This is a genomic window from Paenibacillus sp. FSL L8-0708 (assembly GCF_038009325.1).
GTDB classification, from domain to species: Bacteria; Bacillota; Bacilli; order Paenibacillales; family Paenibacillaceae; genus Paenibacillus_AQ; species Paenibacillus_AQ odorifer.
Genome location: NZ_JBBPBC010000001.1, coordinates 1811956 through 1828333, shown reverse-complemented (window position 1 = coordinate 1828333; position 16378 = coordinate 1811956). Strand labels below are relative to the sequence as shown.

13 protein-coding genes are annotated in these 16378 nt (G+C 42.9%); 2 read left to right on the top strand and 11 right to left on the bottom strand.

Annotation, left to right across the window (positions count from 1 at the left end):
- Positions 1–16: 16 nt before the first annotated feature.
- From NYE58_RS08395 to NYE58_RS08380, 4 genes are all read right to left on the bottom strand, one after another.
- Positions 17–1150, bottom strand: coding sequence for a hypothetical protein (locus tag NYE58_RS08395; protein WP_076141185.1), 1134 nt, complete (start codon positions 1148–1150; stop codon positions 17–19).
- Positions 1132–1689 (bottom strand): RNA polymerase sigma factor, encoded by a 558-nt coding sequence (locus NYE58_RS08390; protein WP_036675772.1) that lies wholly within the window; start codon positions 1687–1689, stop codon positions 1132–1134. The genes NYE58_RS08395 and NYE58_RS08390 overlap by 19 nt, the downstream gene beginning before the upstream one ends.
- A 243-nt stretch (positions 1690–1932) precedes the next feature.
- A complete protein-coding gene (locus NYE58_RS08385; RefSeq protein WP_076141184.1) occupies positions 1933–6045 on the bottom strand; it encodes an endo-1,4-beta-xylanase in 4113 nt (1370 codons plus the stop codon).
- Between the two features lie 405 nt (positions 6046–6450).
- Positions 6451–7338 (bottom strand): LysR family transcriptional regulator, encoded by an 888-nt coding sequence (locus NYE58_RS08380; protein WP_076141183.1) that lies wholly within the window; start codon positions 7336–7338, stop codon positions 6451–6453.
- 111 nt (positions 7339–7449) lie between these two features.
- Here NYE58_RS08380 and NYE58_RS08375 point away from each other — a divergent pair, with 111 nt between their 5' ends.
- Positions 7450–8856: an MFS transporter gene (locus NYE58_RS08375; protein ID WP_036675777.1), complete on the top strand. Its 1407-nt coding sequence runs from the start codon at positions 7450–7452 to the stop codon at positions 8854–8856.
- Positions 8857–8916: 60 nt separating this feature from the next.
- On the opposite strand, the gene NYE58_RS08370 is transcribed toward NYE58_RS08375, so the two are convergent.
- From NYE58_RS08370 to NYE58_RS08355, 4 genes are all read right to left on the bottom strand, one after another.
- Positions 8917–9435, bottom strand: a complete 519-nt coding sequence (locus NYE58_RS08370) for a DUF6622 family protein (protein WP_036675779.1) — start codon at positions 9433–9435, stop codon at positions 8917–8919.
- Between the two features lie 231 nt (positions 9436–9666).
- Positions 9667–10335: a response regulator gene (locus NYE58_RS08365; RefSeq protein ID WP_076098888.1), complete on the bottom strand. Its 669-nt coding sequence runs from the start codon at positions 10333–10335 to the stop codon at positions 9667–9669.
- Between the two features lie 5 nt (positions 10336–10340).
- Positions 10341–10634 carry an ATP-binding protein gene (locus NYE58_RS08360; RefSeq protein WP_143760513.1) on the bottom strand — a complete coding sequence of 98 codons (294 nt, stop codon included), beginning with the start codon at positions 10632–10634 and terminating at the stop codon, positions 10341–10343.
- Positions 10635–10644: 10 nt separating this feature from the next.
- A complete protein-coding gene (locus NYE58_RS08355) occupies positions 10645–11523 on the bottom strand; it encodes a sensor histidine kinase (RefSeq protein ID WP_081386936.1) in 879 nt (292 codons plus the stop codon).
- A 223-nt stretch (positions 11524–11746) separates the two neighbouring features.
- Between NYE58_RS08355 and NYE58_RS08350 the strand changes: the two genes are divergently transcribed.
- Positions 11747–14419, top strand: a complete 2673-nt coding sequence (locus NYE58_RS08350; RefSeq protein ID WP_038569401.1) for a cation-translocating P-type ATPase — start codon at positions 11747–11749, stop codon at positions 14417–14419.
- 102 nt (positions 14420–14521) lie between these two features.
- Here NYE58_RS08350 and NYE58_RS08345 read toward each other — a convergent pair whose 3' ends face one another.
- The 3 genes from NYE58_RS08345 to NYE58_RS08335 form a co-directional block, all read right to left on the bottom strand.
- Positions 14522–14731: a helix-turn-helix transcriptional regulator gene (locus NYE58_RS08345; protein WP_036675786.1), complete on the bottom strand. Its 210-nt coding sequence runs from the start codon at positions 14729–14731 to the stop codon at positions 14522–14524.
- A 1-nt stretch (position 14732) separates the two neighbouring features.
- Positions 14733–15059, bottom strand: a complete 327-nt coding sequence (locus NYE58_RS08340) for a DUF6442 family protein (protein WP_036675787.1) — start codon at positions 15057–15059, stop codon at positions 14733–14735.
- Between the two features lie 129 nt (positions 15060–15188).
- The gene (locus tag NYE58_RS08335) at positions 15189–16277 is read right to left on the bottom strand and encodes a nucleotidyltransferase domain-containing protein (RefSeq protein ID WP_256717061.1); all 1089 of its coding nucleotides are present in this window, start codon (positions 16275–16277) and stop codon (positions 15189–15191) included.
- Positions 16278–16378 lie beyond the last annotated feature (101 nt).

Below are 16378 nucleotides of genomic sequence, written 5' to 3'. Positions count from 1 at the left end.
CATCAAATTTCTATACTTATTTCATCATGTCGGCAGCAATTCGGATAACCTCCTCTTTGGTTAAAGAAGAAGACTCCGGTGCAGCAGTCATATCGTATACTACATTTTGTTCTGGATCCGTCCAGACAAGTCTGTATCTATACCCCAACTTTATTTCATTGTTTGTAGTTTCCGTATAGATCAGTTGGGTTCCGTTAACAAGAATATTCTGTACGATTGTGGTGTTCGTCCTTAGTAAGCTTTCCACCGTTCCGGACTTTGCCTTGATGTGTTTGGCATTAATTCTTACCATACTCTCCCCTTTTTTGTATCTCATCGACGAATAGTCATAATTAATACTGGCCGTAGCTTCTTTTTTCCACATAACCCGGTAACCGCCTTCCAGCTTTATACCATCAGTCAGGGCAAGCAGTTCATTCTCGTTGACCTCAAAATCAGGTTGTATCCATGCTTGATCAAAAACATACCCTTCTGGCAGATACTCCGGACGTGGCAAATATGGCACCTTATACTCTTCTGCTTTGGCTAAATAACTGGAATAATCATTAAATAGCATCGCAGGAATAACTCTGCCAAGCTGAGGACGTTCATCTCCAGCACCTTCCTTTTTTAACACGTAAGAAGCGCCCTCTCCCGGTAGTAATAATTTCTCTACAACTCTATATGCCTCTAAATTTTTTTCACTCAGCAGCTCTTCTTCTTTGGTCGCCACTCTCTGAGGAATTTTTACCTTTGAAGGAACTAACGGATTCTTAGATACTTCAATCGTCCCCCCTTCCTTCGTTGCAAGAAGCGGCTCGTATGGCAGCACCTCATATTGAAATTTGGCAGCTTGCCAGGGACTCTCCTTAAACAAGGAATAGCTGCCTCCTATCAAGACAACCAGGATCAGCACCGCTGCCCATCTCCTTACAGGCCTGCTCCACATGCGCTTACGGTATCGTTTGGCATAGGTTTCTGGCTCCACTCTATGCATAATATCTGGGATGTCCCCCTCCTGCTGGTGAGGTACAGGCTTAACAGCAAGGTGACCATTACCTAGCCCGATGGCTTGCATTACAGAATCATGAACATCAACCAGCGGAAGTTTGGCAGAATTATCCCCCTCCTTCAGAAACAACTCTTCGGAAGTCAATTCGTCCTTGCGCATAGTTGTTTCTCCTTTCTTTCAATGACTTCTCTGAGCTTGCACCTTGTCCGCTCGTACCGTTTCCTAACTGTGACCGTACTTTTACCCAGAATTTCACTAATTTCTGCAAATGATTTATCTTCAAAAATGCGCAAAATCAACAGATTGCGTTCCTCCACGCTAAGCTTTTCCAGGGCAGAGGCCACGGATTCACTGAACAACTGATTTTCTACCATTTGTTCAGCGCTTTTAGTGGTTACATCCTGTCTGAGTAACTTTCGCAGCTGATTTTGAAATTTCTTCCGGCGCAGTTGATTCAGGCAATGATTATAGGAAACCCTGTAGAGCCATGAGTTAAAACTCACCTGAGACTCAAAATGGCCGATGTTCTGATAAGCCTTAATAAATATGTCCTGAACCGCATCCTCGGCTTCTTCCTTATTGTTCAACAAGCGAAAGCAGTAGAGGTAGATCCGTTGTTGGTAGAGTCTGATAATATCTGAAAAAAGGTAGACTTCCCCCGCTTGTACCCGCTTTATCTTTTCTTCAATAGAGTCCACGACTGTCTCCTTTCTACTATCAGTACAGTTATAACACTTGAGCGGTCTGTTTCGTGACATTTTTTTCCGTTTTAGCTCCGATTTAACGGAACATACACAAAAAAATCGCTGCTCCTCTCCGCAGGGAGGTGAGCAGCGATGCTTAAAACAGAAGAACGCAAGGGATGGTTATACACGTATTTCCGCTCTTCAGATTAAAAATGAACATGAGCTAATTCAGAGTTTTTTTCTCTGCTGCCGGGACTACAGCTTCCAGATACGGTACAGGATGACTGCCGCTTCAGCACGGGTAAGCGTATCGTTCGGCGCAATTCTATTATTCTTTCCGTTTACGACTCCGGATTTGATCAACAATGATGCGCTGTCTTTTGCGTAGCTGGATATACTTGCTTCATCTAGATAAGCAGCTACAGTACCGCTCGCCTTAACTTGCTTGCCGGCTGCCGCCAGCGCGCGTGCTGTCAGCACCATCATATCTTGTCTGGAGATATTGCTATTGGGTCTGAACGTATCATCTTTAAAACCTGTAGCAATTCCCAGTTCCTTCGCGATGACCAGTTCATCATAATAATAGTCCGTCTTTTGGACATCGTTGAACATTATTGCACTTTTGCCCGTTCCCTTCAGTTCAAGCGCTCTTACGAGGAGAGCAATGAAATCCGCTCGTTTGATTGAATCTGCAGGTGAAAAGTTGTTCACCGACGTTCCTTTGATGATATCGCGAGCCGCCATAACGCCTATAGCTTGTTTAGCCCATGACAGATTCTGCAGATCTCCGAAGTCTTTCTTTACGAAGGTTACTGCATAAGTGCTGAAGTGGGTTGTTTGAAAGACAACCGTTTGGGTTGCAGCATCATATCGACCGTTCGGAACCGGCATTACGTTGCCTTTGCCATCGATGTACCAAACGACGATAAGCTCTGGATGGTTAAGCTCCTCCGCTGTCGGCACGTAAGGAATGGCTATCGTTACAGGTGCGTTAGGGTTATTCCAAGGAATAACTTTGTCACCTGCTACTAAGCTTAGACCGATAATTGGATGGTTGCCAATCATATTGCGGGTAGCTGCTTCCAAGCTGTCCGTGGTGACTTTATTTATTCGTATGGATACTTGTTCAGCACTGTCTGTTACATTGGACAACATATTGCTTGGAATTTGAATTGTGGTTTTTTCCGTCTTAAGCAATAGTTCATAGTTTTCTTTCCCCATTAGACTTTGGGTCGGTAATTGTATATCATACCCTTTCGTGTCCGTTTGCTTTGGCACTTCAATGATAATTTGTTTCTTGCCGTTTGCCGCTACACTAGCCAGTTCAAGCGCTTTTTTCATGTTGTCGCTGGAGATCGTACCTATGACATACCCATTATCGGACTTTACCTCCAGTTTAATCGTAACAATACCATCTTTGTTTGTAATGGCTCCAGGTTGTGGAGTTGATACAACATTACCGGTGCTGCTACCCGTTGGTGCATTTGTTGGCGCTGGCGTCGCTGTTTGAACAGGTGTCGGGGTTGCCGATGGTTCCGTTGGGTTTGTTGGATCCGTTGGATCTGTTGGGTCAGTTGGGTCTGTTGGATCGGTTGGGCTCGTTGGTGTCGGTGTCGGTGCTGTTGTCGGCGTTGGGGTTGGTTCCGGACCGGCAGATTTCCCCTTTAAAGTAAGCACACCATAAACGGATGTGTCCATATACCCAGTTCCACTCGTATCGTTCCAAGCCGCGACACTTTGACGTGAGCCCTCTTTAGCATCGTTGATCTGTACATCGAAACCAAGCTTTTTATCGTTGTCCGGAGTGATCCCTTGAAGTGGAATCTTCACTTCAACCGTATAGTTTGTTCCGGAAATCTGGGTTGCCGATTCGAAGCCGGCTGCGATACTTGAAGGATTAAATGAAGTCTCGTTGTCAAAATTGACTCTGTACTGGCCATCATCATCTTGATAAAACGTCGTTTTCCCATTATTTTGGTCCACGAAGATTTCAACCGAATCCTGTTCATGTGCATTCACGCTGCTCTTATCAAGCTGCGTATCACTCACCTGGACTAGGACATATAAATATTGATCATCCCAGAGTGCTTTTGCTACTCCACTCGCTCCTTGCCAAGCGGTTTGATACCGATTGACCGGAATCTCAGCGGTTTGGCTCCAGATCTCGTCAACTGTTCCGTCTATAACAGGTGCAGCGAATTTGGCAGTAGATTGATTGGCTTCTACTGATTCAGGCTCATGCTCTTCAATGAAGGTATCAGGATCGATAACGCCATAGTAAGCCGGCTTAGCTTGCAGATTTTTATCGAATAACAACGGATTGGATGAAGCTCTCCAGCTTGTGTTATCATCCATTCCCCAGAAGGTAACACGTTTGATAGAATCAGCGTGATCCCTGAAGATATTTAACAACTGTGCATACAGATAACCCTGCGCATTAGCAAGCTTTTCAGAAAGCTGATAGTTGCTTCCGGCCTGAATGTCCAGCTCAGTTATGCTTACTTCGACACCCAAGGAAATGAACTTTTCCAAGGATAGCTTCACATTCTCTGGGTTCGTATTGATGCTGTAGTGCCCCTGCATGCCAACCCCGTCGATAAGCAATTTGCCAGGGTGAGTCAGCGCGTACCTATCATTGATTTCTTTGACCATACTGTAGATGGCCTGCGCTTTATTCTGATTGTCTTCGTTATAATCGTTGTAATAGAGCTTAATATCCCAATCTGGATGCGTGTCCAGCACTTCTCTTGCCGCCAGGAAGGCTTGCTCTACGTAATCTGCTCCAATAGCACTTTTCCATGGGGCGGAACGCAGCGCAGTTTTCCAATCTGTTGGGTTGGATGGGTTATCGCTCATCGCCTCATTTACAACATCCCAGGAGATCACCTTGTCACCAAAATGCTCCATAACGGTTTGGATATGGGTCTGCAAATTCATAAGAGCTTCATCCCGTCCCAAGGGGATCGTGTTGTTAGCTGCGTCTGTTGTTGTATTCAGCCATGCAGGCGATTGTTGATGCCATACCAACACATGTCCATGCATCTGCATGCCCTCAGCCAGTACTTTATCTACAATTGTATCTGCCGCGGTAAACGTGAAGTTGCCCTTCGTAGGCTGCAACGCGTCCGGCTTCATGGCATTACCTGCCGTAGCAACATTGTGATGCATTTTCAGAAGCTCAAGTCTGACACCTTCCAGATCCTCAGCGGTTATCGCATTTCCGATCAGAAAATCACTCTGGTAAGCATCCTTAATCGGCACAAGATCTTTTTCGATATCAACCGGGCCAGAGCCTACCTTTTCAAAATTAATATCATCGATATAAAATGAGGCCGCGCTATTACTGGAGCTTTCCACATAAATGGTCAAATACTCACTGCTTACATTGTTATAACGGTAAGTTCCCTCGAACTGAATCCAGCCATCGCTTGCGCTGATGGTTTTAGGTGCGAGCTGCACATAATTGGCGCTGCTTCCATCGCCAACCTGCGTGGACAGCTGAAGCTGCGAGCTTGCTGGCTGGATCAGCTTGACCCATAACGAAATTTTATATTCGTAGCCTTTGTCCACAAACTTCTCCACACGTAATGTCGGCCCATGCCATGTACTGGTTCTGCCCTCAACCTTCAAAGCGTATGAACCACCATCTGTATGATTCGCTTCATTAGTAACCGTAAGCGTTTCAGTACCTGCTCTGCCTTCAAAACCACCTGCCGTTTGATCCTCAAAAGTAACAGTGGTAAAAGGTAAAGCTGGGTCTCTAGGTGTTTCTGGTGTTGGAGTTGGCTCTACTGTAGCCACCTTTTCTGTGACCAATACATCCCCAATGTAGAACGGAACCGTTTTCCCGTCATCGTTGGATTGAACACGCAGCGTTGTATCTTTGTCCGTATCCACGGTAAATTCTTTCGTCAAGGTGACCGCTTGGCCTGCTTCATAATTCACATTTGCCAAAAGAGCGTAGCTGCCTATCGCTTGAAGATAAGCTTGGGCACCGCTAGGTACAATCACATCAGCGTCTACATACACGGATGCAGTTACCGTGTAGGTTTTGCCGTTTTCTAGGCCCATATCGCTGAATTTAAAATCAGCCGCGTCCCAGTTATTCGCTCGGTTGCTTACATATAAAGCTGCACCGTCAGCATTGCCCGCAAAAACTTTATCGGTCACAGGTGTAAGGCTAGCACTGCCTGCTTGAGCTGCAATACCCTTGCCACTCGCAAAAGTTTCGTGATATACCGTTACCGTATCTGATGATACTGTCGTATCCTGCACCGCAGCTTCAGTAACCGGAGCGATCCAGCTTGTCGGAATAAGCAAGGCAGCTGCGAGTAAAATCGAGATTACTTGTTTAAGCATTCTACTCATTTAATGCATTCCTCCTCTAGTGATTTTCATAAAAATCAGTTAATGACCTACCTTATTAGCACCAGCCCTATATTCCCACGCTAATTTCTTTACCTGCTAAATCCTCAATTTCAACAGTGGCACAATCATTCCGAAGAGCAGTAGAACATCATCACAAATGAATCTTTTTACTTACAGACCCCCTCCTTATATGTAAACGCTTTCATGTGTACTCACACTATTTTACAGCCTCGCTGCTACGCACTACTACGCTAATATTAAAGGTGTTACCCCCCATAATTATAGGAAAACGTATGTATGATTAAAGATTCTACGTATTTAACCCAAAAGAAAACCCCACTTACGGACCGTTGAACGTAACGGAAGGTAACGGGGACTTGGTTTGTTATTTGTTCTGCGGCGTAATTAAATTGTCTGTTTGGATAACGCTCCAAAATATTCTACAACTACCTCCCGAAATTCCAAAGCAGCCTGCGAAATGTACCGGCTCCTGTGCCACAATAAAGCTATCTCCCTTTCCAATTCGTGATTCTCTACTTGGAGGTATTGGATATCTTCCCGTGAATTCCGTGCCGTGCTTGGTATGAAAGCTAAGCCAATTTCAGCTTCCACAAGAGTGCTAAGCCTTGCAGGTTCATCCCCCTCATACACATATTTAGGCACAAATCCAACCGATTTGCATACAGAGTCTATTAAATCGCGAGTACCATAACCACTCTTTACACCAACAAACCATTCATCCCTTAGCTCTGTCAAAGATACGCTGCCTCGATTAGCCAGCCGATGCCCCTTTGGAACAGCCACAAGAATCGGATCGATAAAGACGATTTGACATTCGATGTCATCCCCTTTTATTGGAGGTGAGGATAAGCAATAATCAACCTCTCCTCTATTAAGAAGTGTAACCATTTCCTGCGTGGTCAACATTTGCACATGGTATTGAATATCAGGCCGCTTTTTCCGAAACTCTCGCAGGATATTGGGTAATGTGCTTGCGGTCGTCACCGCTAATTCGAGTGTGCCATGTTCAGGACTGGATAAATCGCTAAGCTCCTGTTTTCCCTGCTCCAATTCAAATAATGCCCTTTCAGCTCGGCGAAGGAACCGGCTTCCGGACTCATTCAGTCGCAGCTTTCTTCCTACCCGATCGAATAAAGGTACCCCCAGATCCTCCTCCAAACGCTGAATCGTTTTGCTTAGTGAAGATTGAGTAACGTGTAGATTTCGTGCAGCTTCAGTCATATGTTCCAACCGAGCTACCGCGAGAAAATATTGCAGTTGCAGAAGTTCCATTTCGCACCTCCATTCATTCCCTCAAGTCAATGAGATCATAACATAAAATGCGTTGGAATGAATAATCGATTTCAAGTACGATGACATTAATAAGCTTTAGGGGGATTTAAAATGAGTGTTCGCAACAGGTGGTTAATGATTTCAGTAGGTCTGGGGATTTTATTGAACCCTTTAAATTCTTCGATGGTGTCTGTGGCTATTCCAAGGCTGCAAAATGTATTCCAGCTTGACTATACAGGTGTTTCCTGGATTATTTTTTCTTTTTACATTGCAAGCAGCATCGCTCAACCTGTCATGGGAAAGGCCAGCGATTTATTCGGCCGGAGGAAAATATTTCTTACCGGGCTTGTCGTATCCTTCATTGCAGGTTTATTAGCTCCTCTCTCCCCAAACTTTGGCTGTCTCATCGTGTTCCGTATTGTGCAAGCCATTGGAACTAGCATGATGGTTGCCGTTGGAATGGCCATTGTGCGGATTCATATTACGGAGAAACAAGCGACCGCACTGTCTGTTTTATCCATCTTCCTATCCGGCGCGGCAGCAATTGGACCCTTTATTGGCGGGGTTATTATTCACTGGTGGGACTGGCCAGCTATCTTTTTCGTCAATATTCCATTCGTGGTGGCGAGCTTTCTATTATCTTGGAGGCATATCCCCAAGGACGAACCGTCAACAACCATTACCCGGGGAATGTCCCTGCGCAAATGGTTTGATTTGATTGATGCGTCAGGAATCCTGCTCTTCACTGTGGGGCTGGTTGGCGTGCTCCTTGGATTGCTTTCAGCAAAATCATCCGGACATATCTCATTAATACATGTCATTACCTTGCTAACAGGACTCATTCTGCTGGGGGCATTCGTCCGGCATGAGCTAAAAGCGGCGTCACCCTTTATTCCTTTACGTACATTTGCCAAATATCCGGCAATGACTTGGGTTAATGTTGAATTCATGCTCGTTAATGTACTTTTTTACTCACTCTTTTTCGGGATTCCATCCTACTTGCAAATGGTACGTCATGTCAGTGAATTCCAAACTGGGATTCTCATGCTAACGCTGGGATTATGCTCGCTGGTTACTGCTCCAATAGCAGGACGCTGGATCGATAGATCAGGACCCCGGCCAGCATTGCTGGTGTCCGGGGTCCTGATGACATTGGGATCAGTGTGGCTTGTGACCTTAAATCAGACTTCACCGGTGATCAGTGTATGTGTGGCTTTAGCTGCATTTGGTATCAGCAACGGATTGAACAATGTCGGCCTGCAAGCAGCCTTGTTCCAAAGTTCTCCAAAAGAAATCATCGGTGTAGCCTCCGGATTATTTAATACATCGAGATACCTGGGAACCATTCTCTCTTCATTGTTAATAGGTATCATAATGGGAGGTAAGTTTAGCTTCGCGGGATTTCAAGTCCTTGGGGTTATCCTCACGATAATTGCATTGTCTTTGGTATTCATGAGTCGGAAGCACCGTGAATCAGGGCAATTGCAGGAGTCGGCTAATTCGGGCGCTAACAAATAGGAAAGTACAGACAAATAAGACCTGTCATCAGACAGGTCTTATTTTGTTCTTTTAACGAGATCAATTGATCCCCCTTCTGCCACTTATAGAGTTTTTAAGCTTACATTGCATATAAAAGGTATATACGATACTTCCAAAAAACAATCCAACAGTTAGCCCATTTGCTGAAGAATAAATGATATGAAATACGCTGCTATGGTAAAAAATCAACATCACATTCAGAATATATTTAACAATAAAATTCAGTAGGACAATAAATAATGGAAGATAACTTTTCTTTTTGAACACTACTGATTCTTTTCTAACAAAGGATTGGTACCTCTTATTTAAAAGATAGCCAATCAGGAAACCTGGAATGATAAAGATCATATAACTCGTCAACGTTAGACCTAATTGAGGAAAAGTAGTTGTTATTGTCCGTAATCCCCATGCCATAAAAATAAGCGGGGCAATAAACATCCGTGAAAAAATAACAGGCCGTTCCTGAGAATTTTTAATCCCCATTATGAACAAAAGAATGAATAATATCCACACCCATGATGGTGTGCTTGAAATTACTTGTGTGACTGTAATGTGCATTATATTTCCTCCTTGTATAGAGCGTTGCAGTTCCACTGTGTTGCCTTACTAATAATAAAAAATCATAGGGACTAACACATCTACACAGCGATTGATTTATAAGCAACGATACCTCTATCTAGAGATATACAATGTTTGAGCAGACCCCACAAACAAAACAAAAAAAGACCGGTTGTGGCCGGTCTTTCTAACTACATGGCTATTTTTTTTATAGAACAACTTCTCCCTCTGTTACTCTACCATCCCTGTCCGTATAGCCAATACAACAGCTTGTGTACGATCTTCGACCTCAAGCTTTTGGAGAATACGATGAATATGAGTCTTAACCGTGCCCTGTGAAATATTCAGAATTTCCGCAATTTCAGAGTTCCTGCGCCCGTATGCCATTTGTTGGAGTACATCAAGTTCACGTTCGGTCAGAGATTCAGAAAAATCATCTGATGCTTGCTCTGTTTTGTTTAGTTTAGCATCACTCGAAATGGCTGCTATAAGCGCCTTACTTGCAGTAGGTGTCCTGTAAATTGCATTACCTTGATTCGCCCAGCGTATTCCCGCAAGAACTTCTTGCATATCCGTATCCTTCAACAAGTACCCTACTGCGCCTGCACGTATCCCTTCAATAACATAGGCTTGAACATCAAAAGTGGTTAGAAGTACAATCTTAATTTCTGGACTTACACGGAGAACTTTGCGAGTTGCTTCAAGCCCCGAGGAATTAGGCATTTGAATATCCATTAACACAATATCGGGTTTAGTTTCAAGTGAAACAAGGTAAGCTTCCTCCCCATCACAGGCTTCTCCTACGCATTCCATATCAGGTTGTGAATCTATAATGTACCTTAATCCTTGCCGGACGAAAGGCTGATCGTCAGCAAGTACAATCCTAATTATTTTATCCAAGTGAACTACTCCTTCTCTTCCACAATAGGTCTACATGCAACGGGAACGACTGCCTGCAGGCGAAAGCCATGAGGTTCTATAGACGAAAAAAAACAGTAGCCCCCCGATGCTTTACACCGCTTTGTTACGCCATTTAGACCATACCCTAAATTTAAAGGTTCTTCTTTAGCAGTTACTCCATTGTCTGTGACCGTAAGGTAAATCGTATCGTTTACTTCTTCAATATCAATGCTGGCAATAGTCGCATTTGAATGACGAAGCACATTGGTTAATGACTCCTGCAGAACTCGATATAACACGATACTTGTTTCAATAGGCCACTCTGTGACTTCCGAGTTTTTGATTAAGTTTGAACTGTATAGAAGATCTGCTTTGAGTTTGGGCTACGAGGCCTTTTAAAGCAACTAGCCCTAAACCCATTTCGTCATTTGACCATTCCTTTACCGCAACTCGAACTTCCGCCATAGCTTGACGAGCAATAGTAATTAACTGGCTGGTGGACTCAGCTGCTCTTTTAGGATCATTTACTTGCATAATCTGAAGGGCTTGCAATTGTACTATCAGTGAAGTCAATTGATGACCCAGTCCATCATGAATTTCGCTGGCAAGCCGGGTTCTTTCTTCTAAAGCTGCATAACGTACCGAATGAACCATAGCTTCTTGAAGTTCGTTATGCGTAGCCTCCAGCTCTTTATGAGTTTTATTTAACTCTTCAAGGTGGAGCGTTGTTAAGTAGTGAGCATCTCTTCTGATTTTTATACTTCGCGCTACGAGGATTACACAAAGCAGCCCTAAAAAACTGCCTAAGGACAATGAATAAATCAGAAAAACAGCAGTAAGTGTAGTGATTCCAACAATAAAAGAAACACGGGGATAAACTCGATTCATAAATAGGATAATAAAATAAAGCGGCCATAGTAAACTTGTATTCGGTGAGCCAAAAACATAATGAAGCACTAATATAATCAAAATCATTATAAAAGTAACAGCATAATATTTCACTTCAGTCCACCAAGCGTTTTTTGCCCAAATCAACACCATATATAGCAACAACACGATCAGACCACCTAGAAGGTTAATGAATCCTTGACCGCTATAATCTTTGTAATAGGAAATTGCTAAGAGCAATGACCCAACGAAACGAACCAGATTTACATATATTTTTTCTTCCTTGAATGTAAACTTCACGAGGTTCCTCCAAATTTCTATCTAGTTCAGAACTCAATTTATTACAAGGTTCGACAGTATTAATACTATACGTCAAGCTCAATGCTCAGTCCAATTTCAAGCTCAAAAGACACATTTATAATGTAAAAACAGTTTATGCAGCTCGATATTTTGAAACTTGTCCCGGCTTGAACCGTAATTTTTAAGAACAAAGACACAGCACAGCAGAGAGGAGCTATCATTAGTGGAATATTACCGCAACAATGTAGCCGACAGTTTACAGGATGTTCAGAGTTCAGCTAACGGGCTTACTTCGGCAGAAGTCGACAATCGTCTAAAAGATTATGGTTTTAACGAATTAAAAGGAAAGAAAAAAGATCCTGTTTGGAAGCTTTTTCTTGAAAACTTCAAAGACCCTATGGTAGTCGTACTGCTTATAGCCGCCATTGTCCAGATTGTTATGGGACAAGTTATGGAGTCGCTTATTATTTTCCTCGTGTTGATTCTCAATGCAGTTATAAGTGTCATCCAGACCCGTAAAGCGGAGAGTTCACTTGATGCCTTGCAGCAGATGTCAGCACCCGAGGCCAAAGTGCTGCGTGATGGAGAATTAAAAACCGTCCCGGCAAGGGAACTTGTACGCGGTGATATCGTCTGGCTGGAAGCCGGCGATTTTGTACCCGCCGATGGCCGGATTATAGAATCGGAAAGCTTAAAAATAAATGAGGGTATGCTAACCGGAGAATCCGAAGCTGTGGAAAAGCATACAAATATCATCGCGAAAGAATCTCCGCTTGGAGACCGGCGTAATATGGCGTTCAGCGGTTCACTAGTTGTATATGGCCGCGGAACGCTAGTAGTAACGGGAACTGCACTCACTACCGAAATCGGAAAAATTGCTGAACTCATTGAAAGCGCCGAAGCCAAGCAAACACCGCTGCAGCGCAAGCTCGAAACATTCAGCAAGCAGCTGGGGGTAGCAATTATACTCCTGTCCATTGTAATCTTTGCCATCCAGGCCGGACGTGTTTGGTTATCGAATGAGACTGTGGATACAACAGAAGCTATCCTGAATGCGTTAATGTTTGCAGTCGCTGTGGCGGTTGCTGCGATTCCCGAAGCTCTTTCCTCAATAGTAACTATTGTCCTATCCGTAGGTACTAATAAGATGGCTAAGCAACATGCGATTATTCGTAAGCTACCCGCTGTCGAAGCCCTTGGGTCAACCAGTGTCATCTGTACAGATAAAACCGGTACCCTCACCCAGAATAAAATGACTGTTGTAGATTACTTTCTACCAGAAGGTGACCGTGATCAATTCAATCAAGCGCCTGAAGAATGGTCTGAAGAAGCCCGGCGGCTCCTGCATATTGCCGTGCTCTGCAACGACTCTAACATTAATGAGGATGGTAAAGAGCTGGGTGATCCTACAGAGGTAGCACTTATTGCCTTCAGCAACAGCAAGAATAAAGATTATAAGGAAATACGCGATAATTTCCCTCGCGAAGCCGAACTACCTTTTGACTCGGATCGCAAGCTGATGACGACCTTGCATACTTTTAACGGACAAAAAGCAATGATTACTAAAGGTGGACCCGATGTGCTCTTTGGTCTATGCTCGCATGTACTGTTAAGTGGAAAAGAAGTGCCGATGACACCAGAAGTTCTTGAACGCTTCTTCGAAGCCAATGAGGAGTTCTCCAGCAGAGCACTCCGTGTACTTGCCTATGCCTACAAAACCGTACCAAATACAGTTACTGAAGTCGGATTGGAGGATGAACAAAATCTAGTGCTCGTAGGTTTGACAGCTATGATTGATCCACCTCGGGAAGCTGTCTACGGCGCGATCGCAGAGTCTCAGAAGGCTGGAATCCGAACCATCATGATTACCGGTGATCATAAGACAACCGCACAAGCGATCGGCCGCGATATCGGTCTGATGACTGAGAATGAAATTGCCGTAACCGGCCAAGAACTCGATGCCATGTCTGACGAGGAACTTGATCAAAAACTTGAACAGATCGGTGTCTACGCCCGTGTCTCTCCGGAGAACAAGATCAGAATTGTCCGCGCGTGGCAGCGGAAAGGCAAAATAACAGCCATGACCGGTGATGGTGTAAATGACGCGCCTGCTTTGAAACAAGCAGATATCGGAGTTGCCATGGGCAGTGGAACCGATGTTGCCAAAGATGCGGCTGCCATGATTTTGACCGATGATAATTTTGTATCCATTGTCAATGCTGTATCTGTGGGCAGAACGGTATTTGACAATATTAAAAAAGCGATCGCCTATTTGTTCTCAGGTAACCTGGGTGCAATTATCGCCATCCTCTTTGCCCTTATTTTCAACTGGATTAATCCTTTCACAGCGATTCAGCTTCTATTCATCAATCTGGCGAATGATTCTCTGCCCGCCATAGCTCTTGGGATGGAAAAACCTGAACCTAATGTGATGAACAGAAAACCAAGAGAGCTCAAAGAAGGAATATTCGCAGGAGGAATGATGCAGGCCATTGTCACTCGTGGTCTACTCATAGGTATAGCTGTTATCATATCCCTGTATATCGGACTTCAGGATTCGCCTGATATGGGCGTAGCTATGGCATTCACAACCCTGATCTTGTCTCGTACATTGCAGACCTTTGCCGCCCGTTCGAACAGTCAAACTGCTATTGAAGCTGGCCTTTTCAGCAACAAATACGTCATCGGAGCCGTTCTGGTCTGCTTTGCCTTTTACGGCATTGCGGTTCTGCCAGGAGTTAGAGAAATCTTCTCGATTCCGGCTTCATTTGGAATGTCAGAGTGGCTGATTGCAGCAGGCTTAGCCCTCGGCTCCCTCATCCTAATGGAATTAACGAAGGTTGTTCGAAGAGCTTTTACACCCAAATCTGTTGAACAGAACCCTGTAAATTCCTGAGTAAGCTATAATCGACTGAAAAAAAAAACAGCGATCTCCAATGATGGAGTATCGCTGTTTTTCTGACATCTAGAGTTAAACCCAGAAAAGCTTCTGTTGATTTTAATCAAAATAAAATAATTCTTCGAATTTTTTATCCAACGCAATACATAAAATCAAAGCTAATTTTGCAGTAGGGTTAAACTGTCCGGTTTCAATCGAGCTTATAGTATTTCTTGAGACACCCACCATTTCTGCCAATTGTGCTTGCGATAATTTTTGTTCCGTTCTTGCTTCGCGCAGTTTATTTTTTAAAACCAAAGGTTCACTCATACTAATCACTCATCCCATAAAAGTAAATAAACAAAAACGAAACACTTATAATTAATCCTAAAATGAAATTGAGTAAATGCATCTTTTTCTTAGTTACAGAATACATCCCAAGACCTTCACAGCTCAAATATCCAAAAAACATGGCTATCAAGGCTTTTAATGCAAGATTTGTTTCCTGACTATGATTATATAAACTGAAGACACTCAGAATGCAAAATACAATCAACATTCCAATGAATCCGCTTTTTCTGCCTTTAGCAAATACAAATTCTTTTCCTTCGTCTCCTTTTTCATTTCTGCTTTTTTCTAATATTTCTTCCTTTTTCATAAAAATTTCTCCTTTCAAATTGAAAAGATGATGACAAGTTTTCTTGTCATCATTATTATAATACGCCAAGTTTTCTTGTCAAATAAAAAATAGCCCACTTCAATCCAAAGATTGGTAGTGGGCTATTTTCTATACCTTCATATATTCGTTATATAATTGCTCGAAAGTATTGTATCGTTCGACTTTCCTGCCTACCTTGTTGTATTCCTCCAGATATTCATCCATGACCTTCAGAAACTCATTCTTAAAGACTTGAAGATGGTCAGAATCAAAATACTGCATGATATCAAACTTTTTAGTTCCCTTCCATTCTGTCATTTCATCAAGAAAACCTTGTATGCCCATTGCTGCTAGATACGCATACGATCTATCACCCGATTCTACACTTGCTATAATCTTATTGCGGTAGTTGCACCATAATTCCTCATAAGTTCCGCCAAGATTATCATAGCTTGGGACAGGCTGCACTACAAAATCCTTATACATTTTATTATATAAATCATTGATGTTTTTAAGTGCCTTATATACTGCACTTCTGATTTCACCGATAGTCTTCGCCTCTATCACAGCCATATATATCTTTTCAAAATCATCAGGAACATAACGGTACGTAGCTATTTCCTCTAAATATCTCTTAATTCCCCGTTTGAAATAAGTATTGTTCAAATGAGTTAGCGCATTTAACAAATTGTATAAAACTTCGCTTGAAGCATACCTTACTGCTCCTATATCTGCAGAAAGTAATGTATTCGCATATTCCTGTTTTGCTATGTCTATACACTTTTTCGCTCTACTGATACATTCTCTCCCTATAGGCATTGCCAGAGCATCGAGTGCTCTCTGTTTATATAAATTTAGCTTTTCCAAATATTCGGGTTTTGCACAGTATAACACCTGTAAATCCACCAGACATGAAATCATTGGACTCTCGAGATTGGCTTGATCTTCTATCCTTGTTTCCCATGGCGTACAATATAGATCGTATCCAATATCATCCAAAATAAAACACGAAGATATCCCCCAGCCTTGCTCTGTGTTATTAATTATGATTAGATCAAGATCGCTTTTTTCATGAAAATCCCCAGTACTAAAAGAACCTGTAAGCCCTATAATTGCAATATCATCAGAAAAATCTCTCTTAGCCCGTTCAATGACCATGCTAATAAGCTTTTCATTTTTGATTAAGATCTTTTCTTTATGAACAGCATCCATATCCATGTCCCCTCTCCAACCTTATTAATTCTATTGTATAAGCATATTGTTAGAGTAGGTATTCCAACTTTAATTATATTAAATCTATACCAAGCCTTTCCTCTCCT